25 protein-coding genes are annotated in these 26981 nt (G+C 46.7%); 15 read left to right on the top strand and 10 right to left on the bottom strand.

Annotated elements, in window-relative coordinates:
• The first annotated feature begins 119 nt into the window (after positions 1-119).
• The 3 genes from QUA02_RS25585 to ppk1 all read left to right on the top strand — a co-directional run bounded on the left by QUA02_RS25585 (position 120) and on the right by ppk1 (position 5153).
• Positions 120-2618 carry a HEAT repeat domain-containing protein gene (locus QUA02_RS25585; protein WP_333031888.1) on the top strand — a complete coding sequence of 833 codons (2499 nt, stop codon included), beginning with the start codon at positions 120-122 and terminating at the stop codon, positions 2616-2618.
• 56 nt (positions 2619-2674) lie between these two features.
• On the top strand, positions 2675-2803 hold the full coding sequence (locus QUA02_RS25580) for a hypothetical protein (RefSeq protein ID WP_333031887.1): 129 nt from the start codon (positions 2675-2677) through the stop codon (positions 2801-2803).
• A 163-nt stretch (positions 2804-2966) separates the two neighbouring features.
• Complete coding sequence (gene ppk1, locus QUA02_RS25575) at positions 2967-5153, top strand: polyphosphate kinase 1 (RefSeq protein WP_333031884.1); 2187 nt, start codon at positions 2967-2969, stop codon at positions 5151-5153.
• Between the two features lie 271 nt (positions 5154-5424).
• Here ppk1 and QUA02_RS25570 read toward each other — a convergent pair whose 3' ends face one another.
• Positions 5425-5595, bottom strand: coding sequence for a hypothetical protein (locus QUA02_RS25570; protein WP_333031883.1), 171 nt, complete (start codon positions 5593-5595; stop codon positions 5425-5427).
• A 202-nt stretch (positions 5596-5797) separates the two neighbouring features.
• Positions 5798-6058, bottom strand: coding sequence for a hypothetical protein (locus tag QUA02_RS25565; protein ID WP_333031882.1), 261 nt, complete (start codon positions 6056-6058; stop codon positions 5798-5800).
• Positions 6059-6378: 320 nt separating this feature from the next.
• Between QUA02_RS25565 and QUA02_RS25560 the strand changes: the two genes are divergently transcribed.
• From QUA02_RS25560 to QUA02_RS25550, 3 genes are all read left to right on the top strand, one after another.
• A complete protein-coding gene (locus QUA02_RS25560; protein ID WP_333031881.1) occupies positions 6379-6930 on the top strand; it encodes a DUF2854 domain-containing protein in 552 nt (183 codons plus the stop codon).
• Between the two features lie 211 nt (positions 6931-7141).
• Positions 7142-8212: an FAD-dependent monooxygenase gene (locus QUA02_RS25555; RefSeq protein WP_333031880.1), complete on the top strand. Its 1071-nt coding sequence runs from the start codon at positions 7142-7144 to the stop codon at positions 8210-8212.
• A gap of 24 nt (positions 8213-8236) precedes the next feature.
• Positions 8237-8701: a DUF3598 family protein gene (locus QUA02_RS25550; RefSeq protein ID WP_333031879.1), complete on the top strand. Its 465-nt coding sequence runs from the start codon at positions 8237-8239 to the stop codon at positions 8699-8701.
• An 83-nt stretch (positions 8702-8784) separates the two neighbouring features.
• Here the strand turns inward: QUA02_RS25550 and QUA02_RS25545 are convergent, their stop codons facing one another.
• Positions 8785-9132: a DUF779 domain-containing protein gene (locus QUA02_RS25545; RefSeq protein WP_333031878.1), complete on the bottom strand. Its 348-nt coding sequence runs from the start codon at positions 9130-9132 to the stop codon at positions 8785-8787.
• 159 nt (positions 9133-9291) lie between these two features.
• Positions 9292-10812 (bottom strand): acetaldehyde dehydrogenase ExaC, encoded by a 1521-nt coding sequence (gene exaC, locus QUA02_RS25540; RefSeq protein ID WP_333031875.1) that lies wholly within the window; start codon positions 10810-10812, stop codon positions 9292-9294.
• Positions 10813-11121: 309 nt separating this feature from the next.
• Between exaC and QUA02_RS25535 the strand changes: the two genes are divergently transcribed.
• A complete protein-coding gene (locus QUA02_RS25535; RefSeq protein WP_333031873.1) occupies positions 11122-11859 on the top strand; it encodes an iron-sulfur binding domain-containing protein in 738 nt (245 codons plus the stop codon).
• Positions 11860-11959: 100 nt separating this feature from the next.
• Here QUA02_RS25535 and QUA02_RS25530 read toward each other — a convergent pair whose 3' ends face one another.
• Entirely contained in the window at positions 11960-13228 is a 1269-nt protein-coding gene (locus tag QUA02_RS25530; RefSeq protein ID WP_333031870.1) for a sensor histidine kinase, read from the bottom strand.
• Positions 13229-13583: 355 nt separating this feature from the next.
• Between QUA02_RS25530 and QUA02_RS25525 the strand changes: the two genes are divergently transcribed.
• Complete coding sequence (locus QUA02_RS25525; RefSeq protein WP_333031868.1) at positions 13584-16286, top strand: endonuclease MutS2; 2703 nt, start codon at positions 13584-13586, stop codon at positions 16284-16286.
• A gap of 159 nt (positions 16287-16445) precedes the next feature.
• Positions 16446-17387 carry a DNA-methyltransferase gene (locus QUA02_RS25520; RefSeq protein WP_333031866.1) on the top strand — a complete coding sequence of 314 codons (942 nt, stop codon included), beginning with the start codon at positions 16446-16448 and terminating at the stop codon, positions 17385-17387.
• Here QUA02_RS25520 and QUA02_RS25515 read toward each other — a convergent pair.
• Together QUA02_RS25515 and QUA02_RS25510 are read right to left on the bottom strand one after the other, a co-directional pair.
• Positions 17350-17904: a hypothetical protein gene (locus QUA02_RS25515; RefSeq protein ID WP_333031864.1), complete on the bottom strand. Its 555-nt coding sequence runs from the start codon at positions 17902-17904 to the stop codon at positions 17350-17352. The two genes, QUA02_RS25520 and QUA02_RS25515, sit on opposite strands and share 38 nt — an antisense overlap.
• Positions 17891-18103, bottom strand: coding sequence for a helix-turn-helix domain-containing protein (locus QUA02_RS25510; RefSeq protein ID WP_333031862.1), 213 nt, complete (start codon positions 18101-18103; stop codon positions 17891-17893). Before QUA02_RS25510 ends, QUA02_RS25515 begins: the two co-directional genes overlap by 14 nt.
• A 166-nt stretch (positions 18104-18269) precedes the next feature.
• Here QUA02_RS25510 and QUA02_RS25505 point away from each other — a divergent pair, with 166 nt between their 5' ends.
• From QUA02_RS25505 to QUA02_RS25490, 4 genes are all read left to right on the top strand, one after another.
• On the top strand, positions 18270-19097 hold the full coding sequence (locus QUA02_RS25505) for a DUF3038 domain-containing protein (RefSeq protein WP_445305207.1): 828 nt from the start codon (positions 18270-18272) through the stop codon (positions 19095-19097).
• A gap of 108 nt (positions 19098-19205) precedes the next feature.
• Positions 19206-20777: a DUF4335 domain-containing protein gene (locus QUA02_RS25500; protein WP_333031860.1), complete on the top strand. Its 1572-nt coding sequence runs from the start codon at positions 19206-19208 to the stop codon at positions 20775-20777.
• Between the two features lie 47 nt (positions 20778-20824).
• Positions 20825-21337, top strand: a complete 513-nt coding sequence (locus QUA02_RS25495; RefSeq protein WP_333031859.1) for a tetratricopeptide repeat protein — start codon at positions 20825-20827, stop codon at positions 21335-21337.
• A gap of 79 nt (positions 21338-21416) precedes the next feature.
• A complete protein-coding gene (locus QUA02_RS25490; protein ID WP_333031858.1) occupies positions 21417-21605 on the top strand; it encodes a hypothetical protein in 189 nt (62 codons plus the stop codon).
• Positions 21606-21709: 104 nt separating this feature from the next.
• Here the strand turns inward: QUA02_RS25490 and QUA02_RS25485 are convergent, their stop codons facing one another.
• Entirely contained in the window at positions 21710-22096 is a 387-nt protein-coding gene (locus QUA02_RS25485) for a VanZ family protein (RefSeq protein ID WP_333031855.1), read from the bottom strand.
• Positions 22097-22305: 209 nt separating this feature from the next.
• On the bottom strand, positions 22306-23229 hold the full coding sequence (locus QUA02_RS25480; protein WP_333031852.1) for a nucleoside hydrolase: 924 nt from the start codon (positions 23227-23229) through the stop codon (positions 22306-22308).
• An 80-nt stretch (positions 23230-23309) separates the two neighbouring features.
• Here QUA02_RS25480 and QUA02_RS25475 point away from each other — a divergent pair, with 80 nt between their 5' ends.
• Both QUA02_RS25475 and QUA02_RS25470 read left to right on the top strand, forming a co-directional pair.
• On the top strand, positions 23310-25253 hold the full coding sequence (locus QUA02_RS25475) for a S9 family peptidase (protein ID WP_333031848.1): 1944 nt from the start codon (positions 23310-23312) through the stop codon (positions 25251-25253).
• Between the two features lie 508 nt (positions 25254-25761).
• Positions 25762-26040: a hypothetical protein gene (locus QUA02_RS25470; protein WP_333031846.1), complete on the top strand. Its 279-nt coding sequence runs from the start codon at positions 25762-25764 to the stop codon at positions 26038-26040.
• A 151-nt stretch (positions 26041-26191) separates the two neighbouring features.
• Here the strand turns inward: QUA02_RS25470 and QUA02_RS25465 are convergent, their stop codons facing one another.
• Positions 26192-26977: a universal stress protein gene (locus QUA02_RS25465; protein WP_333031844.1), complete on the bottom strand. Its 786-nt coding sequence runs from the start codon at positions 26975-26977 to the stop codon at positions 26192-26194.
• Positions 26978-26981 lie beyond the last annotated feature (4 nt).

The raw sequence follows: 26981 nt of genomic DNA, 5'->3' as shown, positions 1-26981 counted from the left end.
GATAGTCTTACCCGATGGTAATATCTGATTGCCTCTTCTATGATACATTATTGCGTTGACAATTAATCCACCCTGCTAACCCCCCCTTGTTAAGGGGGGGGACAAGAGAGGAAGAAGAGGTGACAGGAGAAGCAGAACCTCTTGCTCCCCCCTTAGCAAGGGGGGCTGGGGGGGTTCTTGCTCAACAGCTACGGGAAGCATTAGCAGCATCCGGGAAAGAGCGAATTCGAGATTTAGTGAAAAATCCCCTGAGATGTTCGCTATTGTGCGGCACTTGGCAATCCTTGGATGGGGATTTACCGGATACTAAGGCTAAGCTTTATCGGCGGTTTGTGACAGCTTTGTATCAGTGGAAAAAAACGCGCCTGAATTGGATTCAGCAGCAGGAATTGAATGTGGCTTTGGGGAAATTGGCACTTTCAGGGATGCTAAATGAAACGTCGCGGTTTCAGTTGCGAGAAAGTGTGGGATATCGGGTGATGGGTGCATCGCAGTTTGAGTTAGCTTGTCGTTTGGGTTGGCTGAATTTAGTGGCGAGGGATGGGGAGACGCTGGAAGGGATTTATGCTTTTTACCATCCGACGTTTCAGGAATATTTTGCGGCGTTGGCGGTTGAGGATTGGCACTTTTTCTTGAATCATATTCCTAAGAATCCGCAACATCCTGATGCTCGATACCGCATTTTTGAGAAGCAGTGGAAAGAGGTGATTTTGCTGTGGTTGGGGCGTGAGGAGGTTGGGAAGGAGGAAAAGGAAGCGTTTATTAAGGCGTTGGTTAAGTTTAAGGTTGGGTGGGATAAATTTTATGGATATCGGGCATATTTTCTAGCGGCTGCGGGGATTGCTGAGTTTAAAGATTGTAGTCTTGCTGATGAGATTGTGTCGCAGATTGTTATTTTGGGATTTGGTTATTTTAATAAGCAAAAACAGGAGTGGCGGACATTTCTCGATCCAATTGTTGATAGAGCAAGGGAAGTTCTGAAAGAGACGGATCGGGAAAAAGCGGGTTCCGCTTTAGTCGAGTTAATCCGCAATTCAGGTGATGAATATACCCGGAGGCGAGCGACAAAAAGCTTAGGGGAAATCTGCAAACATTGCCCAGAAACGATCTCCGCTTTAGTCGAATTAATCAATATTTCTCAGGATGAAGTTACCCGATGGCAAGTGGCAGATAGCTTATTGACAATTGACACAGATAACCCAGTGGCGATCAATACTTTATTGGAGTTAATCCACAATTCACTTGAGAAAAATACCTGGAAGCGAGCGGCATATAGCTTAGGAAAAATAGGCACCCATCACCCAGAAGTGATCGCCACTTTAGTCGATTTAATCCGCAATTCAGTTGAGCGAGATACCGATATCTGGTTGATCGGGTACAAACTGTTGTATGGCTTAGATACCTGGAAGATAGCGGCTTATAGCTTAGAGAAAATAGGCAAAGATAACCCAGTTGCGATCGCTGCTTTAGTCGATTTAATCCGCTATTCAGATAATAAAGTTGCCCAAGGGCGATCAGCAGAAATATTAGGTAAGATAGACAAAGATAACCCAGTAGCGATCGAAACTTTATTGGAGTTAATCCGCAACTATCGTGAGAAAGATAATCGTTATCAAGCGGCACAAAGATTAGCAACAATTGGCAAAAATAACCCTGTTGCGATCGCTGCTTTAGTCGAGTTAATAAGCACTTCTCGCAATCAAGTTACCCGGTGGCGAGCCGCAGAATGCTTAGGGAAAATAGATAAAGATAACCCAGTTGCAATCAGCGCTTTAGTCGAGTTAAGCCGCAATTCCAATGAAAGGACCCGGTGGTCAGCGGCAGATAGCTTAGGTAAAATAGGCAAAGATAACCCAGTTGCGATCGCCGCTTTAGTCGAGTTAATCCGCAATTCCGGTGCTGAAAGTACCCGGTGTCAAGCGATAAAAAGCTTAGGGGCAATAGGCAAAACTAACCCAGAAGCAATCTCCGCTTTAGTCGAGTTGCTCGGTACTTCTCAAGGTGAATATACCCAGCTTCAAGCGGTATCTAGCTTAGGGAAAATAGATAACAATAACCCAGTTGCGCTCTCCATTTTAGTCGAGTTGCTCGGCACTTCTCAGAATGCATATCATCTGTGGGAATTGGGAAATAAATTAGAAAAAATAGGCAAAAATAACCCAGTTGCGATCGCCGCTTTCGTCGAGTTAATACGCAATTCAGGTGATGAACTGACCAGGCTTCAAGCGGCAGAATTCTTAGGGAAAATAGACAAAAATAACCCAGTTGCGCTCGCCACCTTAGTCGAGTTAATCCGCAATTCAGGTAATGCAGATACCCGGTGTCGAGCGGCATCTAGCTTAGGGAGAATAGAGAAATATCACCCAGTTGCGATCGCGACTTTAATAGAGTTGATTCCTAATTATCACCCTGAATATTCTATTTTTGACCCGGCAGATAGCTTACTGAAAATTATGAAAGGTAAACACTTCGCCACCGCAGTCTCAGGTTTGAAAAGTCGCCTAACTTCGGAAATCTACAAAAATGATTTTGGTCGGAATGAAAGATGTCACGAAGTCATCTGGGAGTGTGCCGAAAATATGACTTACCCAGAATTTTATCAAGCATGGCACGCTTAACCCACCGCTGGAATTGCCCTTAACAGGTTTTCCGCCAAATCAAGAGGACTTGCCGAATGCGGTACAGAATTGGATGGGAGGGATGGGTTCGCGATCCAGGGGTCGGACACGGCAATGCCGTTTCCCTACAGGTATTACAAAAACGTGCGATCGAACACCACATATCATCGGATGAAATACGGTAGGGACACGGCACTGCCGTGTCCCTACACATATTGCGTACCAGACCCTCGCGGATAACAGACAAAAATGCGCGATCGATCAAAAGCAGATGCGAACAAATAGTTTAACCTGCGATACTAATTCACAGATGCCATCAACCGAGCCTCCCAAAGACTCCCCCAAACCATGCCCAAACCAAAAAAGACCCCCGCCAAAACCTACACTGAAATCAACCTCAGCGACCCCCAATACTACTTCAACCGAGAACAAAGCTGGCTGGAGTTCAACAACCGCGTACTCCACGAAGCCCTCGACCCCCGCACGCCCCTCCTAGAAAGACTCAAATTTCTCGCTATTTTTAGCTCCAACCTAGACGAATACTTCATGGTGCGCGTGGCCGCCCTCAAACAGCAAGTAGAAGCAAAAGTCAGCAAATTGACCTCCGACGGCAGCACGCCCCAAGAACAGCTAGATGCCATCAACAAGCGGCTTTTGCCGATGGTTACTCAGCAGCACGCCTATTTCGAGCAAACCCTGCGGCCAAAATTAGCAGCAAGCGGCATCTACATTCTCGACTACATCGACCTCAATCAAGAACAGCGAAATTACTTGCACCGCTACTTCAAAGAACAAGTATTTCCCGTACTCACTCCCCTAGCAGTTGACCCCAGCCACCCTTTCCCCTTCCTTTCCAATCTCAGCCTCAATTTAGCAGTAGTAGTCAGAGACCCCGACACGCGCGAAGAATTGTTTGCCCGCGTCAAAGTACCGCAGGTGTTGCCCAGGTTTTTGACACTGCCGGGAGATTTGCAGTGGCAGCAGAGGGGCAAATCTCCTGTTTGGACTGGCGTGCCCCTAGAACAGGTGATTGCCCACAATTTAGAAGCTTTGTTTCCGGGGATGGACGTTGAGGAATATCACCCGTTCCGCATTACTCGCAATTCCGATTTGACGGTGGAGGAAGATGAGGCAGAGGATTTGCTGCTGGCTATAGAACAGGAACTCCGCAAGCGGCGGTTTGCAGGTTCTGCGGTGCGGATGGAAATTCAAGCGATTATGCCACCTGCGCTGCGAGATATGCTGAGGGATGAGTTGGTGCTCGGAGAGCAGGATGTTTACGTCGTAGAGGGGCTGCTAGGCCTCAAGGATTTGATGTCTTTTATCGGGCTGCCGGTGCCGGAACTCAAAGACCAGCCTTGGACTCCGGTTGTGCCGCCGCGTTTGCGGAACTCGGAATCGGCAAGGATTGCAGACAACAAATCAATGTTAAATGCTGACGAGGGGGAGGATATTTTCACTGCGATCCGCCAGGGGGATGTGATGCTGCACCATCCCTATCATTCGTTTGCCGCGACGGTGCAGCGGTTTATTACTGAGGCGGCGCACGATCGCTCCGTGTTAGCGATTAAGATGACTTTATACCGCACTTCTGGAGATTCGCCGATCGTCAGCGCCTTAATTCAAGCAGCGGAAAACGGCAAGCAGGTAGCCGTTTTAGTAGAACTCAAAGCTAGGTTCGACGAAGAAAATAATATTAATTGGGCTCGCAAGTTAGAACAAGCTGGAGTCCACGTAGTTTACGGTTTGGTGGGACTCAAAACCCACACCAAGATTGTGATGGTAGTGCGGCGCGAGGACGGGTACATCCGCCGCTACGTCCACATCGGCACCGGCAATTACAATCCGAAGACGGCCGGACTGTATACCGATGTTGGTTTGTTGAGTTGCCGCGAGGATTTAGGATCGGATTTGGCGGATTTGTTTAATTATTTGACTGGTTATTCGCGGCAGGTATCTTATCGAAAATTATTGGTAGCCCCGGTCAATATGCGCGATCGATTTTTAGCTTTAATCCGCCGCGAGATCGAATTCTGCCACTTGAATGCCGAAACTGGTAGCGGTAGCTGCGGCCGCATTGTCGCTAAAATGAACGCTTTAGTTGACCCTCAAATTATTGTTGCTTTGTACGAAGCTTCGCAAGCGGGAGTTAAAATTGATTTGATTATTCGGGGGATTTGCTGTTTGCGTCCCGGCGTTGAAGGTGTTAGCGAAAATATCAGAGTTATCAGTATTGTCGGTCGGTTTTTAGAGCATTCTCGGATGTTTTATTTTTTCAACGGTGGCAGCGAAGAGGTGTATATTGGTTCTGCTGACTGGATGCAGCGCAATCTCACAAGGCGGGTTGAGGCGATCGTACAAGTAGAAGATCCGACAATTGCTAAGGAGTTGCAAGAAATTTTGGGAGTGATGCTGGCGGATAACCGCCAAGCTTGGGATTTGCAGTCTGGCGGACACTACTCTCAGCGGCGGCCGCCTGCTAATTGCCCGGAAGTGAGTTCTCAGCAAATTTTGATGGATATGGTGATGAATTAGTCAGTTGTCAGTTGTCAGTTGTCAGTTGTCAGTTGTCAAATTTGCAGTTAGCAGTTGTCGGTTCTTGTTAGCTATTAAGCTGTACTGCATTTAATTTTAACTTTTTGGGCGGGCTCTCCGGCCCACCCACAAGATTTTTAGTAACATAACTATCCAAATTAAATGCGCGACAACTAATGACCACTGACAACTACTGACTACTGACTACTGACTACTGACTACTGACTACTGACTACTGACTACTGACTACTGACTACTGACTACTGACTACTTAACTGTTAAAAGTGCGCTTGAATTCTTCTAAGAGATCGTCAATTTCCTCGATCGCCTGACTCACATCTATTCTCAGGGCTCCCAAGTCCGATCGGTCTAACAGCCGCACGAGAGATTCCCGCTTGACTTCGATCTCTGCTACGCGTTCTTTGATTGTCTGTGCATCCATTGTTTTTTTGCCTTTTGCTACTATTAACAAAAATATTTGACATTCCCCTGCGAACAGACAGGAATTCTTAATTCACCGACTACCTTTTTTTAGCCAATCCTTCACTGTTTTTATATTGTAAGTGATGAACGTGCTCAGGGTTTTTGGGTCTGTGTTCTAGCCTGATTGTACATCAAAACTTCAGCTAAACTTCAGCCAATTTTTAGCGCAAAAAAGGCGGACGCTTAGTATCTGCGGGTTTGTTTTTCATCACTTCAGTTAAAAATCGCTTCAGGGCCTTCTCACGGTTTTTCATAAAAGCAGACCAAAATCCCGGTTGATATTCATCCATTGTCTTGGCTAGGGCCCAGACATCTATGGCTAAGATATTATAAAGCCTTTCATCTTCCCGTTTGAGCGAGTTAATCTGCTCTAGAACAGACTTGTTTGCTCCAGCAGTTTGTTTGTCTTCGTCTTTAATCATGTCCCAAAAGTGGTTGAAAGGGCAAGAGGGTCGATCGCGATCGCCACTCTGTATACTTTGATGATACTGCCGATCTCGATTGCCTTCTGGAACCAACGCCGCGCAATTAACACGGATATTTACCGGTGGCGCGCCCGGGCGAGTCCGGCAGGATAAGCTTCTGAAGCTATAGACAAGACTGTGGATGCACACCGCTCCCGCGCTCATAGATGCTAGCAGTTTTTGCAGGTCTTTTAGCAAAAAAACTAAATTTATGCAAGACTTTTTGACAGATAATAATTAAAGTATATTATTTCTGTCCGACTACTTACCTCACTAATATGTTACGTAAAATTTCTTTAGCAAACCTAGCCTTAGTTGTGGGCGGTATTATAGCAGCAGTCGGTTTCGGAGCCTACTTCACAGACAAACCTACCCTGAACCTAGCCGGTTTTTTTTATGGAATTCCGCTGTTGCTGGGAGGTTTGGCCCTCAAAGCGGCCGAACTCGAACCGGTGGAGTTCACCGAACCGACTTCTGGCGAAGTTCTCCTCCTGAGAGAAAGTCAGGCCACAGATACTCAAAACCAAGTCCGCAAAGATATCACCCGATTTCGCTACGGCCAACCCGCGCACTTAGATGATGCTTTGGAGCGCTTGGGCCTGGCCCCGACAGACGAGGAACGCCCCCTCCTGCAAGGGTTGCGGGAAGTTGATGTTGACGGTGCTTATGCGTTAATTCTAGAGTTTTATTCGCCCCTGATCCCGATCGACCTCTGGGAAGAAAAGCAACAAAAAATAGCTACTTTTTTTGGCCCGGGTTTGCGCGCAAAAGTGAGTCAAAAGGCTGATGACAAAATTGAATTGGCTTTAATTAAAAATACTCAAGCTTAAAGTAGTGTTAAGTGGTGAGTGCGTGAATTTTGAAGTCGCCAATTAATAATTAATCCTGCATCACGTCAGATACTGATTTTAGCGACAGGTTTCAAGCTGCCGCTATCAACAAAAGCTCAATCCGCAATTGAGCGATCGCCAACATTTGATTTTCCTGAATTATAATATTGGTTGAGAACCGATCGGCAATCTTAAATCAGGAGAAGCACAAATGGTTTCGTCCCAAAGCAGGATAGGTATTATCGGCGCAGGAACATCAGGATCTTATCTGGCGATTCTGCTGATTCAACAAGGGTTTGAAGTTGACTTGTTTGAAAAAGCCCCTTATCCGCGCACCGATGGCTGCGGTATCCTGATCGTACAAGCAGGTATGGAAGCACTCGATCGCGGAAACCATCAAGTCACCCAAAAAATTATCAACTCAGGCGATGCTGTCAAAGTATTCGAGTTTCGCAACCTGCGCGGCGGTGTCATCAATTCCGAACCCGTTACCTATGAAGAAAATGAACTCCCAGGAATGCTGGTACACCGCAAAGCTATTCTAGAAGCACTCCTCGACGAGTTACCCCCTGAGTGTATTCATTTTAATGCGGAAGTAGCATCGATCGCCCAAACAGAGCATAGCGCGATCGCGCACTTTAAAGATGGCAGTAAATGGGAAGGCGATCTTTTAATTGGTGCAGATGGAATTGTCTCCAAAGTTCGTCAATATATAGTTCCAGGTGTTGAACTATTCTATTTAGGCGATATTGTCTGGCGAGGAATTGTCGAAGATAATAGCTTCTGTCCCGAAGGAAACTTTTTTGTTTACGTGCGCGGTAGGGGAATTTATGCTAACTTCTTTCACATTGGCGGAGGTCGCACCCATTGGGGTTTCTTTATCGAAAAAGAGCGGACTGAATCCGAAATCGGGAAACTACAACCTACTAATATCACCATTCCTCCCCAAGAACTAGCAAAACTCCCAGAGGATGCGCGAAAAGTGATTGAGTCAACCCCTTCAGAAAATATTGTCTGTCGTTTTTCCTACGACATTGACCCCCTACCTAAAATCTATGACGGGCGCGTTATCCTAATAGGTGATGCAGCCCACGCCAAAAGTTCCACACGCGCTAGAGGCATGACTTCCGGTTGGGAAGATGGTCTGTCTTTAGCCCAACATCTCACCGACAGTGCTAACATTGCCGAAGCGCTGGAAAATTTTCAAGCTGAAAGATTACCTATTGTCCACGAATATCAACGCACTAGCCGCGAAATGAGTTTGAAAATAGGTCGCCGCTAGAAATAGAAAATAGGAGCAATCCCCATGTCGGCAAATATAGCTTACTCTCCTGATTTAGACAAAGTTCCTGAAATTTTCACCCGTCATCTCGGTACGTGGAAAGGCGAGTATATTAAGACTGATACTCGCGGACATTTTACTCGCAGCTTTTTCGGTAGTTTTAGCATCTCGATTGAGGGAAGTCACTACCGACAAGTTAATAATTATGAATACTCAGACGGTTCTCGCCTCCAGCTAAATTTTCAAGGGGAATTTGAAAATCGGATTCTGAAATTGTTTTCTAGCAGTTATTCTGATTTTTCGGCGATCGCGTGGGATGCGGGCCAGGAAGTTATTTGCTTTCGAGCAACTAAAACTCAGGATGACGCACTGATTACTTTTGTGGAAACAATGACTTTACTGGCTGAAAATCACCGAGTTCGCAGCACTCAAGCTTTTAAAGATGGTGTTTTTGATGGCATCTCATTTATTGAGGAAATGCGTGTATAACTAAGCCTCATAAAAAAATACCCAGATTCCCGACTTCTTTAAAAAGTCGTAAATCTAACATATCTTGCGTTTTCAATAACTAATTAATCAGCATTAACAAACAAGCGAGAACGAGTAATAAAACGCTCTCCATCCGGCCCTTCCAGGGAAAAATCGCTCCCTCCGGGCCCCGATGCCACGTCTATAATTAACTGCGTGTGCTGCCAATATTTGTACTGCTGCGCTGCAATATAAAAGGGACAACCGCCTATTTCGCCCAGCAATACGTCACCATCACCGATTATCAATTCGCCATCGGGAAAGCACATGGGGGAACTACCGTCGCAGCAGCCGCCGGATTGGTGAAACATCAATTCTCCGTGTTGAGTTTTGAGATGATTGATTAATTTTAAAGCGGCTTCTGTTGCGGTGACTTTTTTGATATTTTCCATTTTATCCTGTTTGTGTAGCCATTATATTTCGTTTGTGAATGAGCTTTTTTTTTAATGAACCGCAGAGGGCGCAGAGAAGGAGAGGAAAGAGAGAAAGAAGGAGTTCACGAATCATTGAAGTTTGTCCTTCTTCTTTCTTCCTTCCCAATGACTAAAACCTTAGAAGAAACCTAAAGCTTTTGGACTGTAGCTGACCAACAAATTCTTAGTTTGCTGGTAGTGATCTAACATCATTTTGTGATTTTCGCGGCCGATACCAGATGATTTGTAGCCGCCGAATGCTGCGTGGGCTGGATATAGGTGATAGCAGTTTGTCCACACGCGGCCGGCTTGAACGGCGCGACCCATGCGGTAGGCGGTGTTGATGTCGCGAGTCCAAACTCCTGCACCTAAACCGTAGAGAGTATCGTTGGCAATTTCTAATGCTTCGGCTTCGTCTTTGAAGGTGGTGACTGCTAATACTGGGCCGAAGATTTCTTCTTGGAAAATACGCATTTGGTTGTTTCCTTTGAAGACTGTCGGCTGGAAATAATAGCCGTCTTGCAAGTCGCCGGATAAGATGTTTCTTTCGCCACCAATGAGACATTCTGCGCCTTCGGCGTGACCGATTTTGACGTATTCGGCGATTTTTTCCATCTGGTTGACGGAGACTTGGGCACCCAGTGCGGTTGTCGGATCTAAGGGGTTGTCTTGCTTGATTTGGCGGATGCGGGAGAGAGCTTTTTCCATGAATCGATCGTAGATTGACTCCTGAATTAAGGCGCGGGAGGGACAGGTGCAAACTTCGCCTTGGTTGAACGCAAACATCACAAATCCTTCGACTGCTTTGTCGAGGAATTCGTCGTCTTGGGCGCAGACATCTTCAAAGAAAATGTTGGGGGATTTGCCGCCTAATTCTAGTGTTACGGGGATGACGTTTTGGGAGGCGTACTGCGCGATCAGCCGGCCCGTAGTTGTTTCGCCGGTGAAGGCTACTTTGGCAATGCGGGGGCTGGTGGCGAGGGTTTTGCCGATTTCGGCACCTGGCCCGTTGACGACGTTGATTGCGCCGTCTGGTACTAAGTCGGCGATGATTTCCATCAGTACCAAGATTGACGCGGGGGTGGGGCCTGCCGGTTTGAGGACGACGCAGTTGCCGGCGGCGAGGGCTGGGGCGAGTTTCCAGGCGGCCATTAATATCGGGAAGTTCCAGGGGATGATTTGTCCGATGACGCCTAGGGGTTCGTGGAAGTGGTAGGCGACGGTGGTTTCGTCGAGTTCGCCGATCGAACCTTCTTGGGCTCGGATGCAGCTTGCGAAGTAGCGGAAATGGTCGATCGCCAGCGGTATGTCTGCGAGGCGGGTTTCGCGGATCGGTTTACCGTTGTCCCAGGTTTCGGCGATGGCGAGGCGATCGAGGTTTTCTTCGATGCGATCGGCAATTTTGTGTAAAACCCGCGCCCTATCGGCTGGGGAAGTCTTGCCCCACTTGTCTTTCGCGGCGTGGGCGGCATCCAGTGCCAATTCTACATCTTCGGCGGTCGATCGGGGAATTTGACAAATTGATTTTCCGGTAATTGGAGACAGGTTTTCCGAGTATTTGCCTTCGATCGGTGCTACCCATTTACCGCCGATAAAGTTGTCGTAACGAGCTTGAAAAATCGACTGATTGCCGGATTGAACAGGTGCTGCTACTACCATTTTATTACCTAATTAAAACTTGTTTTCGCGGAGGCTTGAAATCTCTTGAATATCAACTATCGTCTATTCTTTGGCAGTTGTGCTGTTTGCTATACAAAATTTTACATTTTTCAAATATTTGAAATCAACGTTGTTTCTAGTTTTCTGGGTCTGGCGGGTGGTTGATAAGATTTTTTTTATAAACCGCAGAGTGCGCCGAGTACGAATAGTTTCCAGAAGAACGAGAGCCGAAAAAGAGATTTTTACAAGTTATTGAAATCTGCTATTATATAGATATAAACTTGGCAATTTCTCAAAAGTACAAATCAAATGCCTGGATTAAATGCCGTTGTTTTTTCTTCTGATGTCGAGCCTGGGTCAAAGCATTTGAACGCTGCTAAAATCCGGTGGTTTCAACGCCGGCTGAAAGCTTGGGCCGAGCAGAATTTCCGTGATTTTCCTTGGCGGCGCACCTGCGACCCCTACGCGATTTTGGTGGCTGAGTTCCTGCTGCAAAAAACTGCTGCCGCTACAGTGGCTCCGATTTATCAAGAATTTGTCGATCGATATCCGACTCTCTCCGATCTGGCGGCCGCGCCTGCTGCGGAAGTTGCTAGTTTGTTGCAGCCTTTGGGTCTTTTTTTTCGGGCGCAAAAGCTGCGGGAATCGGTGCTGGTTATCCTAGAAAATTATCAGGGAAATGTTCCCCGCACGGAAGCTCAGTTGCTAGAACTTCCGGGAGTTGGCAAGTATATTGCGCGATCGGTTTGCGCTAATGCTTTCGGACAGCCAAAAGCGGTGCTCGATACGAATGTTGCTCGGATTTTGCAGCGTTTTTTTGGGATTGACGGCGGTAAGGTAAAATCGCGATCGCCCGAACTTTGGTCAGCAGCAGATAGAGTTGCTCCCAAACAGCAAGTCGGGCCTTGGAATTTAGGACTGCTGGACTTTGGGGCGGCAGTTTGCACTGCAAAAAACCCCCGTTGCAGCGAGTGTCCGCTGCAAAAGCAGTGCGAGTACAAAATTAGCAGCGAAGTCAATTCTCGGCTAATTGTCGAACTCAATTGACAAATTTTGTGCAGTCATTTTAGGGGCGGGTTCACCAACAATCTCTGGCTCAAACCAACAATCTCAAAAACCGCCCCCACCCAACAGTCAATACTATTAATTAACTGTGCCGCAGCGGAATTTCTATCCTAAATCTAGTACCTTTCCCCGGTTCCGAAAAACACTTTAACTCTCCTTTGTGCTGCTCTACAATTATCCGATAGCTGACAGCCAGTCCCAAGGCGCTGCTGTGTTCCGCAGGTTGCGCAATCGAAAATGGGTCAGAAATTTGCGCTGTGATATCTTCGCTGATGGCCATGGCGTTATCAGCAATATCAATAGAAATTCGCTGAGCATCGATTACCTGAGTGCTAATCAAAATCACAGGCTTAAATTTGACCGATTCAGGTTCCTCCAACTCTTGACTCGACTCTTCCAAAGCATCGATCGCGTGATTGATAATATTCAGAAAAGCTTGATTTAGCAGACCGGCGTAACACTCAACTTGCGGCAAATTTCCGTATTCCTTCATCACCTTGATGTCTCGCCTTCCCTCGCGAGCCGGCAAGCGGTGCTGCAACAACAACAGAGTGTTTTCTAAACCGTCGGAAATATCGAATAACTGCCAGCCCGATCGGTCGCTGCGGGAAAAATCCTGTACCGACAAGATTATTTGGCGGATGCGATCGCTCCCGGTACGCATGGAACTCACAATTTTTAATAAATCGTCGAGTACGAATTCCACATCCATATCTTGCTGTTTTTGCATAATTTCCGCTCCGGGAATGACGAGCTGTTTTTGATACAATCGCAGCAGTTCAATTAAATCGGTAGCGTAACTTTGGACGTGAGTTAGATTGCTGTAAATAAAAGTAATTGGGTTGTTAATTTCGTGGGCGATACCAGATACTAATTCGCCCAAATTCGACATTTTTTCAGCTTGCAGCATTCGCTCGCGCGACAGTTGCAATTCTTGCTGGGCTTTCTCCAACTGCGCCCTCAACTCGCCCGATCGCAAAAGGGCGCGCACCCGCCCCAACAATTCCTGCTTAACTATCGGTTTAAACAGAAAATCGTCAAAGGGCGCGTCCAATTCTTGGACTTCTGCAAATTGATCGGGTGTTGTCAGCAGCATAAAATAGGCCCTCGCCAATTCTCGTGAAGCGAAGCTATCCCGAAGGGAATCGACTTTCACCAGCCGGCACACCTCCAACCAGTTGATTTGAGGCGAAGTCCCGTCGCAAACGATCGCATCCGGGGACAATTCCCTCGCCAATTCTAAACCCTCGTTGCCATCGGGAGTGACTCTCACCTGATGTCCCTCCCTCCCCAGTAACTCTTGCACGACTTCCAAAGTCGCAGCATCCGCGATCGCCAGAATCTTTGCCATACTTCTACCAGATCCACCAATTACTTTTCAGGATACAACCGCCAGAATTGCGCGGACATATTTAAAATTCCAAAGTAGTTCAATCCTACAAAAAACAGCGGATGCTACCTCCCTCAAACGCAAAAATAGCTCGGTAGAAGGTATAATTTTAGACGCGCAACGCAAAAAAGCAAATTCTCGCCTTCGTAGTCTTTAGATAAGAGCTTTCTGGCGAAAGACTGCTGACGGCGATCGCAGATACTTTCTCAAGTTGCGCCCGGAAACGATAAAAAACTTTAAAATTAATTAATAGTATCGTCAAATTCACCTTCTCGGTCAGCGCCTGGGAATGCCAATTACCAACACAACCTCAACTTTGATTCAATCCGAAACACTAGAACTATTAGAATGGCCGCGCCTGTGTCAGCACTTGGCTACCTTCGCGGCCACCAAACTCGGCGTCGCCGCCGCCCTCGACCTCCAAATCCCGGCAACTCAAGCTCAGACAGCAGAACTCCTAGCCCAAACTCAGGAAGCTTATCGGTTAGAGAGCCGCGCTGGCGGTGCTTTGAGTTTTGAAGGAATCCAAGACATCGGCAATTCCCTGCAGCGAGCCGAACTGCAAGGTTTGCTCGGCGGCGAAGAATTGCTGGCCATTGCTACCACCCTCGCCGGGGCGAGGCAATTGCGCCGGATAATTGACTCTCAGGCAGACGTACCGGCACTCAAAGAACTCGCAGCTCAATTGCGGACTTATCCCGAAATCGAGCAAGAAATCCACCGCTGTATAGACGATCGCGCCCAAGTAGCAGATAGAGCCACTCCTAAATTAGCAGGAATTAGAGTGCAAATGCGACAGTTGCGCGATCGCATTTATCAAATATTGCAAGGCATTTTGCAGCGCCAATCCAACGCCGTACAAGAACAGCTAATTACCCAAAGAAGCTCGCGCTTTGTCATTCCCGTCAAAGCTCCCCAAAAAGATGCCATACCGGGCATCGTTCACGACTCCTCGGCCAGCGGCGCGACACTCTACGTAGAACCCCACAGCACAGTCAATCTCAACAATCAAATGCGGCAGTTGCTCAGGCAAGAACAAGCCGAAGAAGAAGCAGTCCGCCGCGCCCTCACGGAGCAAGTCGCAGCAGTCAAACCAGATTTAGACAGATTGTTGGTTGTAGTTACAACCTTAGATTTAGCTGCCGCTAAAGCCCGTTACAGTTTTTGGTTGGAAGCAAATCCGCCGAAATTTATCGAATTAGGAGAGCCTGAATTAGCACCAAAAAATAGAGAAAAATTAGATGAGGAAAAAGCAGAACAAGTAGATGAGGAAAACTCAAAAAACAGTCACTTATTAATTCCCAACCTGCGATCGCAAATTACCCTCCGCCAGTTGCGCCATCCCCTGTTAGTTTGGCAGCAGCAATACGAGCAAGGCTTTGCAGTCGTGCCGGTCGATTTAACGATCGCGCCGCACATCCGCGTCGTCGCCATCACCGGCCCCAACACCGGCGGCAAAACTGTCACCCTCAAAACCTTGGGATTGGCAGCTTTAATGGCGAAAGCAGGAATGTTTGTCGCCGCCCGCGAACCCGTAGAATTGCCTTGGTTCGACAACATTCTTGCCGATATCGGCGACGAACAATCTTTGCAGCAAAGTTTGTCTACTTTCTCCGGCCACATCCGCCGCATCAGCCGCATTTTAGAAGTTTTACACAATAAATCGCAGGCTGAAGGGGAAGAAAGTTCAAACCTTCCAATTACTAATACTTCGGCTACGCTCAGTACAAGTTCCCCAGGCCCCATACTTCGGCTACGCACTTCAACGGAGCTCAGTACAAGCTCAGCACAAGTGCCCCATGCCCCATGCCCCATGCCCCATGCCCCATGCCCAATTCCCAAATCTTTAGTCTTGTTAGACGAAGTAGGAGCGGGGACAGACCCATCTGAAGGCAGTGCATTGGCGATCGCCCTGTTGCAATATCTCGCCCAACATTCCCTATTAACAGTTGCAACTACCCACTTTGGCGAACTCAAAGCCCTCAAATATCAAGACTCCCGCTTTGAAAATGCCTCAGTAGAATTTGACGACAATTCCATGCAGCCAACCTATCGGTTGCTGTGGGGAATTCCCGGACGTTCCAACGCTCTCACTATTGCCAAAAGACTCGGTTTGCTAACAGAAATAGTCGAAGAAGCTCAAACCTATGTCGGGGGAGCGTCTCAAGATGTCAATCAAGTGATTGCCGGACTCGAAGCACAGCGACGGAAACAGGAAACCAAGGCCAGAGAAGCAACTCAACTGCTACACCAAACCGAAAAACTGCACAGAGAAGTTTCTCAAAAAGCAGCCGCTTTGCAAGAGCGGGAGCGAGAACTAAAAATAGCTCAGGAAGTGGCAGTAAATGAGGCGATAGGGTCGGCAAAATCAGAAATTGCTCAAATCATTCGTCGCTTGCAGTCGGGCAACCCGACGGCTCAAAATGCCCAACAAGCAACATATACCTTAAATCAAATTTCTGAAAAACATCTGCCCTCTCGGAAACAACCGGCGAAACCCAAACCGGGTTTTATGCCGAAAGCGGGCGATCGCATCCGCATTCCCAGCTTGGGCCAAACCGCCGAAGTGCTCAGCGGCCCCGATGCTAACGAAGAGTTGAGCGTGCGGTTTGGGATTATGAAAATGACTGTGAAACTGGGAGAAATTGAATCCCTCGACGGTCAAAAACCGGAAACTAAAGCCCAATTAGCCAAGGTTGCAGCCCAAGCACTCGCTACCGCTAAAGCCAAGCAAGCAGCGTCGGAAACTGCAAAACCCAATCCCGAAATTGCCATTCGCACTGCTAATAATTCGATCGACTTGCGGGGTGCGAGAGTCTCAGACGCCGAAATCGAAATAGACAGAGCTCTTTCCAAAGCCGTGGAATACGGTGCGCTGTGGATAATTCACGGCAAAGGTACGGGACAGTTGCGGCGCGGGGTTCACGAGTTCCTCGATTCTCACCCGCAGGTTTCCCGCTACGAGTTGGCCAGTCAAAAAGAAGGAGGTGCAGGTGTGACGGTGGTTTATTTGAAATAGTCAGGATTTAGGCATTTCCGGTTGACTCGTAATTGTATAGTTGTATGCAGCAAAATAAGTCGCACGGAACATATCATACTGATGCAACCGGAATGGATACTATACTGCAAATCTGGCATAATTAAGAGTTGATTTACCACTTTAGTAACTGCCTGACTAATGAAAAAAATTCCCTCAAATGAAGTTTTGGTGGGCGACTGTCGTGAAGTGATGAAGACATTGCCAGAAAATTATATTTCTGCGTGTATCACTGACCCACCTTATAATTATGAATTTATTGGTCATAAATGGGATGACTCAGAAATTCAAAGGCGTATTGAAAGAGTCAATGGCAAGGGAAATAAAACCCTTGTTAAAAACATTCCCTATGGCAGTGGTTTAGCAGGTGGAGTCAGAAACGAAAAATGGTATCAAAGGAATCGCCACAACACTCTGGATTATGAAAAGTGGTGCTTTGATTGGGGCGAGCAGCTTTTTCGGATATGCAAACCGGGTGCGACAGTTTTAGTTTTCAACAGCACGCGGACTGTTGCTCACGTACAAGTAGCACTTGAAAATGCTGGTTTCTATGCGAGAGATATTCTTGTTTATAAAAGATCGAGCGGTATCCCTAAAGGTGTCAATATCAAACAACAGTTGGAGAAGAAAGGATATGAAAATTCTGAAAAATGGGATGGTTGGCACAGTTGTCTGAGGAACGAATGGGAAGCAATCTGCGTACTTCAAAAACCACTGGTCAATAATTACTTGGAAACTCTACAGGAGTACGGTACTGGTCTTTTTTATACTAAAGATAGGTGCGGTGGTTTTCAGTCAAATATTTTAGAAGGTATACAGCGTGAGAAAACCGAGGAGTTTAACGTCCATTGTACAGTTAAACCAATTGCTCTAATGAGAAAGCTGGTCGAAATATTTGTACCGCGTTTGGAAAATTCTATTCTCATCGATCCTTTTGCTGGATCGGGAACCACATTGCTGGCGGCGAAAGAATTTGGCATTAGGTATGTTGGCATTGAAATTGTACCTGACTACATAGAGATTATCAACAAGCGCCTTGATAGTTTCAGCGGTATACAGGGAATTCTCCCACTTTTTCAATAAGAAATGACTTTAAATCAAACCCGCTTATTGTTTTTATGAACTCAAACGAATCCTCCCCAGTGTAAACTTTCCAAGTCCCTACTTGGCACGCTGTAATAGCTGCGGGCAAATTATCTTGCCTAAGAATTAAAAATATGGGTTCGTAATTATAAGTACGAAGTAGTTTGCCATTATTTTTGAACTTATTCAGTGTTCCCGAGTCTCCTGAGCCAATACGATATTTTGTATCTATTGCGTACCTATCAACAATCAGACCGCACGGCTCACCGCTTTCAACTTTCAATACTGACTGAAAGCTACTGCAATATGTTTTACACGTTTCAGTAACTAACAATTGCCAACACATACCTAACTCACGTCCCCAATATTGCCTAGTTTCTTTTTTTATTAGGGGAGAAATACCAAACACATCCATTAAAATATCGTGTTCTTCATTCTCTTCTGCATAATTTTTTTTGGTAAATGAGTTTTGGTATCTTGCTAAAATTTGCTCTGGTCTTCTTTCAGTCATCATCAATTACCAGATCGGCTAGACTAACGGATAATGCCTTGGCTATTTTGCTGGCATTAAGCAGCGTTATATTCCTTTCACCTCGTTCAACTGAACCAATATAGGTGCGATGTAATTCAGATAGTTCTGCAAGCCGATCTTGGGAAAGATTTCTGAGCTTTCTGAAATGTCTAACTTTTTTACCAAATTGCTCGGTAATATCCATAGATTGCGCCAGATTAAGCAATGACAACTATAATCTGACAGACTATAAGTAGCGACAGACTATAAGTAGCATTCGAGAGCGCTAGGATCTTGGCATTGATATAAGTCCCGATAGTTTCAAAGCACTGATTTGATTTCGGTCACTTTGTGGCGTAGCATGGTTAGGGGTGAAAATTTATGGGTTTTGCTGGTTGCGATCGATCGAACTTGCAACCGCAACTTTCCACTGGCAAATCCGTCCAGCAGTTAGGATTGCCGGAATCAAAGCAACGAGCTATGGAGACAAATTAATTAACAGATATGCTTTTGTCCGATCGCCCGCCAAGCTTTCATCGCTGCATACTGTTCGATATCCTGCCTCAAGCTGTCTTATTTCCCGTGCTGAAGCCATGCGCTCGACCGTAAAGCCCTCCGCTCCCACAAACGAAACGGGCCCATCTCCCAACTGGGAAGAATTGACCCAAAAAGCACCAGAACCTACCCAGTTGGACAACATTAAAGCCCAACTGGATTTAGTGCTGTTAGCCCTAGAAGCACTGGCAGAAATTGGCTCAGAGGCGATGCTCAAGGTAGCAGCCGAACTGAATTTAGAGCCAATGGTTGCCGATCGGGTTGCTTTGTGGCGGCTGCGACAGTCTAACCCGCTGCGGAAAGGCCAGGGAGGGCGCAAAAAACTTGATGTTGAGGAAGCTCGATCGCTCGTTTTGATAAGCTGTCATTTGGCAAAACAGCACCAAGCTTTAATCCGCCGCGCTGTTGCTTTGCTAGAACAAATGGCAGAGCAAAACCGCGAACCTCACACAGTCGCTTTGTTGGGAGATTATATTGACAGGTTCAGCAACACTTATGCCTCGCGCATGGAAGATGCAGAAAATTTATCGGCCCGAGTATTGACTGATTTGGCCCTCAAACTCCTGATCGATTTGCTGTTTTACAGCAGTCCCGGGGGCCACCGCCGCCTCTGGCTGGCTCTTCTAGACCGTGCTAAAAATTAAACAACGGTCAACAGTCAGCAGTCAACAGTCAGCAGTCAACAGTCAACAGTCAACGGTCAACAGTCAGCAGTCAACAGTCAACAGTCAACAGTCAACAGACTTTCTGCTATGGTTCTCAAACGGTACACGCCCCCCACTTGCACGCTGGAAATTACAGCCAAAAGTTCGCCTCTCTCTCGCTGGGCGGGCCAACCCGTGTTTAAATCTTTAAGTTTTGAGCTGCGACTCGACGATCCGCGGCTACCAGATACCGAACACGTTACTCTCAGGGGCGATCGACTTCAACTCGAAACCCTCCACGAAGCTGTTAGCACCTACGTCCAAAACTTGCTCGGCGAATCCCGCGATTGGGAAAACAACCTCAACTCTCAAACCGGGCTTACCGCAGCAGGCCCCGACTCGCCAGAAGCCGCGCGTAACGCCGTGATATTCGATCGAGCCGTCAACACTTCCAAACTAGCAACTTCCAACCCCTACTCTCTCCCAACTTCCTACCTTCCGGTTCCCCCCCGCTTAGAGCCCCGCGGCTTGCTCGCCCACAACTTGTTTTTAGGCTCTTTGAGCGCTGGAGAATCCGGGCCGGTAGTTCCCTTGAGCACCCTGCAACTGTTTGACTTGGCCACAGCACTAGATGACAGCGCCGCCGAAGTAATGGCGCTTCCCAACCTCAACCGCGAGCGCGGACGGCAGAAAGCACTACCCGGGATCAAGGTGGCAGCAATGCTGGTCGCGATGGCGGGCCTGACGACAGGAACTATCAAAATGCTCGATCGACCCGCCACCGCGCCACAAACCGCCTCAGCCCCCGCTCCAGGACAGCCCCAGCTAGCTGCCCGCGTCTCCCCCAGTCCCCTTCTCGCCCAACCGACACCCCCAGCACCAACACCCGCAGCAACACCCGGTTTACCGCCCCTACCGCCCCCGCCCATCAACACCGCCGCCTCCCCCAGCCCCAGCTTGCCCCCCATCGCCCTCACCCCAACTTCCCCCACCAACAAACCCAGCCCCATCCAGCAGCCACCCCTCCTATTTCCCCCCAACGGCAGCGCACCCAGCGCCCCACAGAGCGCCCCAGCTTTCCCTCAAGGGCAAACAATCACTATTCCCGCCCCCGAAGAACCGCCCATTTCCGCCTCCCAAGCGCCCGCAGCAGTACCCTACCTGCTGCCCCCCGTACCGCCCAGACTAGCTCCCGCCGTACCGCCGCCTCTGCCCCCCTCCCTATCTGCTTCCCGATTTCCCGTTCCCCCGCCGCAACCCTTCCCCGGTCGCATCGAGCCGATCGTCCCCCCCGCCAGTACCGAACTCCCAGCCCTTGAGGACACTCAACCAACCGCCGAGTCCGAGGATAACAACCAGGTGGCGGCGAGCAAAAAAAACCGCACTTTATTTGATACAATTCCTCAAGTTTCAGAAGCTAGAACTTACTTTGAGGAACGCTGGAAGCCACCAGAAGGCATGGAACAAACTTTGGAATACAGCGTGCAGATCGATGAAACTGGGTCAATTCAAAGTATTGTGCCGATGGGAAAAGCAGCAGCAGATTATATCGATCGCACTAATATGCCATTAGTCGGCGAGCCGTTTGTTTCCGCCGTTTCTAATGGGAAAAACCCTAAAATTCGAGTTGTTTTGAGACCGAACGGTCGAGTACAAACCTTTTTGGAAGAGAGTAATTGAACGCTCTCAAACACATTGTCCAGATGGGAAATCCCGGTTAATTACGAATGTTAAACAAGTTCAAAAAAAATCAATTTTTAACTGCGGCAGCAGCCGCCAGCGTATTGACAGTTGCTCCTGTTTGTGCTGCAAATATCTCTTTACCCGTGCGACCGGCAGAGTCACCTGTAAAAAATAGTTTAGTTCAAAATACGGGAGCAAACGAATATTTCCAACAAGGCTTAAATTTTGCCGCCCAACAAAACAGAGAAGGTGCAGAAGCAGCATTTCGCAGAGTTATTCAAATAGACCCCAATTTTGCCGAAGCTTACGCTAACTTAGGCAGCATTCTAGCCAATCAAAACAAATTAGCAGAAGCACTGCCCAATTTTCAAACCGCAATTCGCCTCAAACCTAACGTCCCAGAATTTTATTATATGCTCGCGCAAGTCCTGTACGCACAAAATAAAGTGGCAGATGCAGTAGAGTCGGTAAAAAAAGCCAGGGATTTATTTAGAAACCAAGGCAAAACTCAAGAAGCAAATACACTCGAACAAATTATCAAAGACATAACAAAGTAACTCATGTAGGGTGCGCACCCCGCGCCGCACCCTAATTGACTATTTTTCATCAAAATCTCAGAACTTAGGCATCAATAATATGAATTCCGGTTGCAGCCGCATTATAGGCAACGCAGGACACGGCAGTGCCGTTTCCTTACCCCAAAATAATCAATCTTCCTCTATAAAAAATGTAACCATCGCCCGATTAATTGTAGGGAAACGGCACTGCCGTGTCCTGACTGTGGGTAATATTAATTCCGATGTTACCGGATTTGATTTGATATAGCAAGTGTCCTGACGGTTAGCAAGTTTTTATAGCAACGGCCAAGCCGGTTAGGACATTTTAAATTGGTGAAACCATTGCGATTCTTCCTTCTTCCTTCTGCTATATCAATTCCCTTTTTTTCTCTCCCAAACTTCTCCAATCCAATAAAAAACTGCAATCCCGCCAAAACTAGCTAAAAAATCTTCAATACTAGCAGTACGATTGGGTAAAATCCCTTGCAGCATTTCTTCCCCAGCAGCGAACACAGTAAAAATTGCAGGCCCGAAAGGAATTGAATAATTAAACAAATTCATCTTTTTTTTGCCAGTTGCTCTATGGCACAAAAAAGATGCTATTCCGTACAAAACAAAGTGGCCGAGTTTGTCATAAGGCGGATGAGCGAGAGGAAAGTTAACTAATTTTCCCATATCTGCTAAAAGCATGATACTGAGAATAATTAAAAAGTACAAAACAGAGGCAATAATCCAGAAATTTTTTGAGAATAATTTCATCCGACCTTTTTTCCAATATCGACAATAGACAAACCAAGTCCGCGCCACTTATCGCAATTTTGTTTGATTTGTGAATGAGATTTTTTTTTGATTAACCGCAGAGGGCGCAGAGAAAGAGAGGAAAGAGAATATCGCGTAAATATTCCGGTCAGGGCGGGTTTTGTACGGATATTTCCCGCTCAACCCGCCCCTCGCAGATATTGTTATGCTTAACGCGCCCACTGCTGCAATATGTAATTGTAAAACTTTCCGGTGTCTACTTTATCCATTGCTTGAATTTGGCGTCCTCCTGTTTTAATTTTTGTGCGTCCTTGACTGATACCTTCGGTCACAATTTCGGTTTCCCATTCTCGCAGTTGGTAAAATTCTGGATGCGCTAAATAAGCGGTTGCCAAAATGTCCCAAAAATAGTAATCTTGAGATATTGCTAGGGCATAACACTGTCCTGCTAAGTCGGAAATTGGATATGTGCGCTGTTTTGCTAAGAGATTGGAAAATTCTACAGTCAGCGGTACATTATTCGTGATGTCTAAAGGACACATGACAACGGGGATTTGGGTTTGCCAAATTCTCTCGATTGCTATCGGGTCCCAGTAAGCATTCCATTCTGCCGACATATCTTGTCCCGGTTCCATATCTTTGCTAACATTGCCGATAACATTGAGGGCGCCTCCCATCCAGACAATTTCTTGAATTTTGCTTTCAATTTCTGGCGCGATATCTAAAGCTTGCGCTACTGTTGTTAACGGCCCCGTTACCATTAATGTGACTGGTTCGGCTGCATCTTGCAAAACTCGCACCATAAAGTTTTGTCCGGGTTCTGATATTAACGGCGTGTCAATGGTTGCTTTTTCATTTAGAATGGGAAGTCGATCGCACGCAAAGGAATCTCGCCGAAATAACACCGGAAATGGGTTGAGTCCCCGCACGGTACTCGCCGCCACCGGAACATCTGAACGCCCCATCAAATCGAGGATTTTGCGCGTTGCACTCACCGCCGGTTGAATGTAGCAGTCCGCAGGAGTTACAATTACTCCCAGAGTTTCGACTTCTTCCATTGTCATCAGCAACACGACTGAGAGATAGTCGTCAACTGCACCGTCGTGATCCATCAGTACGAGTTTTTTAGACATTTTGCTTCCCCGGTGACTGAATTAGTGTAAAGTACAAATATTAATTTTTTTTGTGCGTCAAACACAACAACCTTAACTATATGAATACAGTAGCACCTTACGGCTCTTGGAAATCTCCCATTACCTCAGATTTAATTGTTTCGGGAACTGTCGGACTCGGACAAATTGCTATTGACGGCGATGATATTTACTGGGTTGAGGGAAGGCCTTCGGAAGCGGGGCGGAGCGTCCTCGTGCGGCGCACTCCTGACGGTACAATCAGCGACGTGACACCCCCTCCTTTTAATGTTCGCACTCGCGTTAACGAATACGGCGGCGCTGCTTTTGCAGTTGCTGGCGGTGTTGTCTATTTTTCTCATTTTGCCGACCAACGTATTTATTCTCAAGCATTAGATTCTCAACCAGAACCTCTGACTCCTGCTGCTAATTCTCGCTATGCAGATGCGATAGTTGACAAGCAAAGAAATCGCTTGATTTGCGTGCGCGAAGACCATGCAGGTGAGGGCGAACCTGTCAATACTATTGTTAGCATTAATTTAGATAACGGCGAAGATATTCAAATCTTAACTCAGGGCAATGATTTTTATGCTTCCCCTCGTTTAAGTCCAGACGGTTCTCTACTTTCCTGGATTTGTTGGAACCATCCAAATATGCCGTGGGATGGCACAGATTTGTGGGTGGCAGAAATTAATGCTGATGGTTCTTTAGGTGAAAAAAACTTAGTTGCTGGCGGGGTTGATGAGTCTATTTTTCAACCGGAATGGTCGCTTGATGGAGTTTTGTATTTTGTTTCTGACAAGTCGAACTGGTGGAATTTCTATAGAACCGCTAATCCCAGTTTACCCAGGGAACGACAAGAAATTGAACCTTTGTGCGAAATGGCGGCTGAATTCGGCCTTCCTCAGTGGGTTTTTGGAATGTCTACTTATGCCGTTGTCTCGGAAAGCAAAATTATTTGCACCTACACTCAGCAAGGCAAGTGGCATTTAGCGAGTCTCGATTTAACGACAAAGCATTTGACAACAATTGAGACGCCTTACACTGATATTTCGTCGCTCCAAGCGCGGGGGGAAACTGTTGTTTTTTTGGGAGGTTCGCCGACTGAATCTACTGCTATTGTACAATTAAATTTAGCAACAAGTCAACGGTCAATCTTGCGCCAATCGAGCAATTTAAGCATCAATTCGGGTTATTTATCTGTACCGGAACCGCTCGAATTTCCCACGGAAAATAATTTGACTGCTTTCGGTTTCTTCTATCCTCCAAAAAATCAAGATTTCGCAGCACCTGCGGGTGAAAAACCCCCGCTTGTTGTCAAAAGTCACGGCGGCCCAACTGCTGCTACTTCTAGCAGCATGAATTTAAAAATTCAATATTGGACGAGTCGCGGTTTTGCCGTACTCGATGTTAATTACGGTGGCAGCACTGGTTACGGCCGAGAATACAGAAAAAGACTGCAAGATAGTTGGGGGATTGTGGATGTTGACGACTGCGCTAACGGTGCTAAATATTTAGCTCAAAAAGGTTTAGTTGATGGCGAAAGAATGGCGATCGCCGGAGGCAGCGCAGGGGGATACACCACTCTGTGCGCTCTTACTTTCCGCGATGTGTTTAAGGCCGGTGCGAGCTATTATGGAGTTAGCGATTTGGAAGCTTTGGCAGGGGATACTCACAAGTTTGAAGCGCGCTATCTGGATGGATTGATTGGGCCTTATCCTGAAAGAAAAGATTTGTATGTAGCTCGTTCGCCCATTCATTCCGCCGAACGTTTATCTTGTCCCGTTATCTTCTTTCAAGGATTAGAAGATAAAGTGGTTCCCCCCAATCAAGCGGAAATGATGGTAGAGATATTGAAAGCTAAAGGTTTGCCGGTTGCTTACGTTGCTTATGAAGGGGAACAGCACGGTTTTCGCCGCGCTGAAAATATCAAAAGAACTCTTGATGGCGAATTCTATTTCTATTCCCGGGTGTTTAAGTTTGAGTTAGCTGAACCTGTGGAGGAAGTGCATATTTACAATCTTTAGAACTAATTACAGCATAAGCTGTTCTGCATTTAAATTGTCTGTCAAAAAACTATCTAATTCTTGTGGGGTGGGCGTCTCGCCCGCCTCGAATATGCAATTTAAATGCGCGACAGCTTATTCCATGTATATGTGGTACACACAATCTTGTCGTAAGTAAGGTGCGTCGCCACCGGTCAATCTGCAAGTTCCATTGAACCTGCGGAGCGGCGACGCACCCTACATAACACGTACCACACAATATAGCTTTATAGTGTACTTCATGAACCTGGAATATGCTGTAAGTTTGCAGTTGCTCTGTCTTCGCTAAAACGAAACTGCAAGCTCTATCATAAGTCGGAAATATTAAATGTGATGTAGTTCACAAACTGGGCTATTTGCTGTCACAAGTTTTTGCTGTTGATTGTCACATCTTTTAAGGCAATACACTGACAAGATATGAGAGTGCGATCGCCTTTTGTTAACGCAGAAACGCCCGCTCGCGCGATCGTCGAGTTCAGACTCAATCGCTATGCAAACTCCTATCCACTTGATTCCATCTGCTTTGGGCGAGCTGTTTGCCGAAGTCAATCATCATGGCTACATTACTTTAGCCGATCGGTACGGTTTGATGGCTGCTATTTTTGATGAAACTTTGACTGAGGAAGACAAACGCTCGATCGATCGGCTGCTGCGCTCTGTGTGCCGGGGAAGGATAAAATTAGTTAACGAACTGTCTACGATCAGATATGTGCCGATAATTTTCATTGACGATAATTTTTCAAATTTCCACAATCAAAAAAAGTCCTAATTGTCTCATAATTAGGACTTCGAGCAAGGAACCCTTTTTAATTTTTGATCGATATAGAACTTACGCAAAAAAAGGTTCGGCGCGCGAATTTATAGCGGTAGGGTTTGCACTGCGAACCTTACATATAGTTTTGCGTAAGTGCTCCCCAAGCTTAATGTGCAGACATAGCTGTAGTTAACTGCAACTTGCTCGCACTTTCTTCAGGGTGAATATCCATCTGATAGCTGAGTGCCGCAGGAATCCCGAGCACGCAGCACGGAAAATTATTTCCTAGTTCCCTAACCAGCGAGTGGTTGCCCGAATCGCAGCCCAAGAACAGTAAATTTGCAGATTCTAATTCAACCACATTTCTCAGTTCTGTAGCAACCCGCCCGATGCGCAAATGAGCTTTGAATAAACCGCGCCATTCCTCAGCCAAACAGCGCGCTTGCCACAGCAACTTATCTGCTACCTCGTACTCATTACTTTGACCAAAAATTGCTTGGAAATACAGTGGATCGATCCAACTTTTTTCCTGGGATACTGATTGGATTTCGGTTGGAGGTAAAGCGATCGCAGGCGCTGCACGATTAAGGGCGAATGTTTCCTCTAAATCCGACACTTTCTGGGCTGCCAAGGCATTTTTTACAGCCAATTTGCAAGTATCTTCTCCGTAACTTTTGGGCGCTTCGTCGATAACGTAGACGACTTGAACTGTGACTTCTTTAGTTGTTACTAAACGAGTTTGATGCGCCATCCAAAGGGTAATGTCCAGAGCTATTTGACTTTGGGGAGAACTGTTGTAACCGACAATGAAATTGATGGTTTTTGCCTGTTTTGTAGCTTTTGATTTCTGATATCTTTGCACTTGTGGCTCCGGCAGCAACACCATTTCTTCTGCTAAGTTTTGGTATCCCAATGCACTTTCAAAACGCGCTAAAATTGTTTTGAGATTCACAGGC

This window comes from Microcoleus pseudofavosus SVA1_A4 (assembly GCF_036700565.1).
Taxonomy (GTDB): Bacteria; Cyanobacteriota; Cyanobacteriia; order Cyanobacteriales; family Microcoleaceae; genus Microcoleus.
Note: the sequence above shows the minus strand (reverse complement) of the source record. Positions and strands in the feature narration are given on the sequence as shown.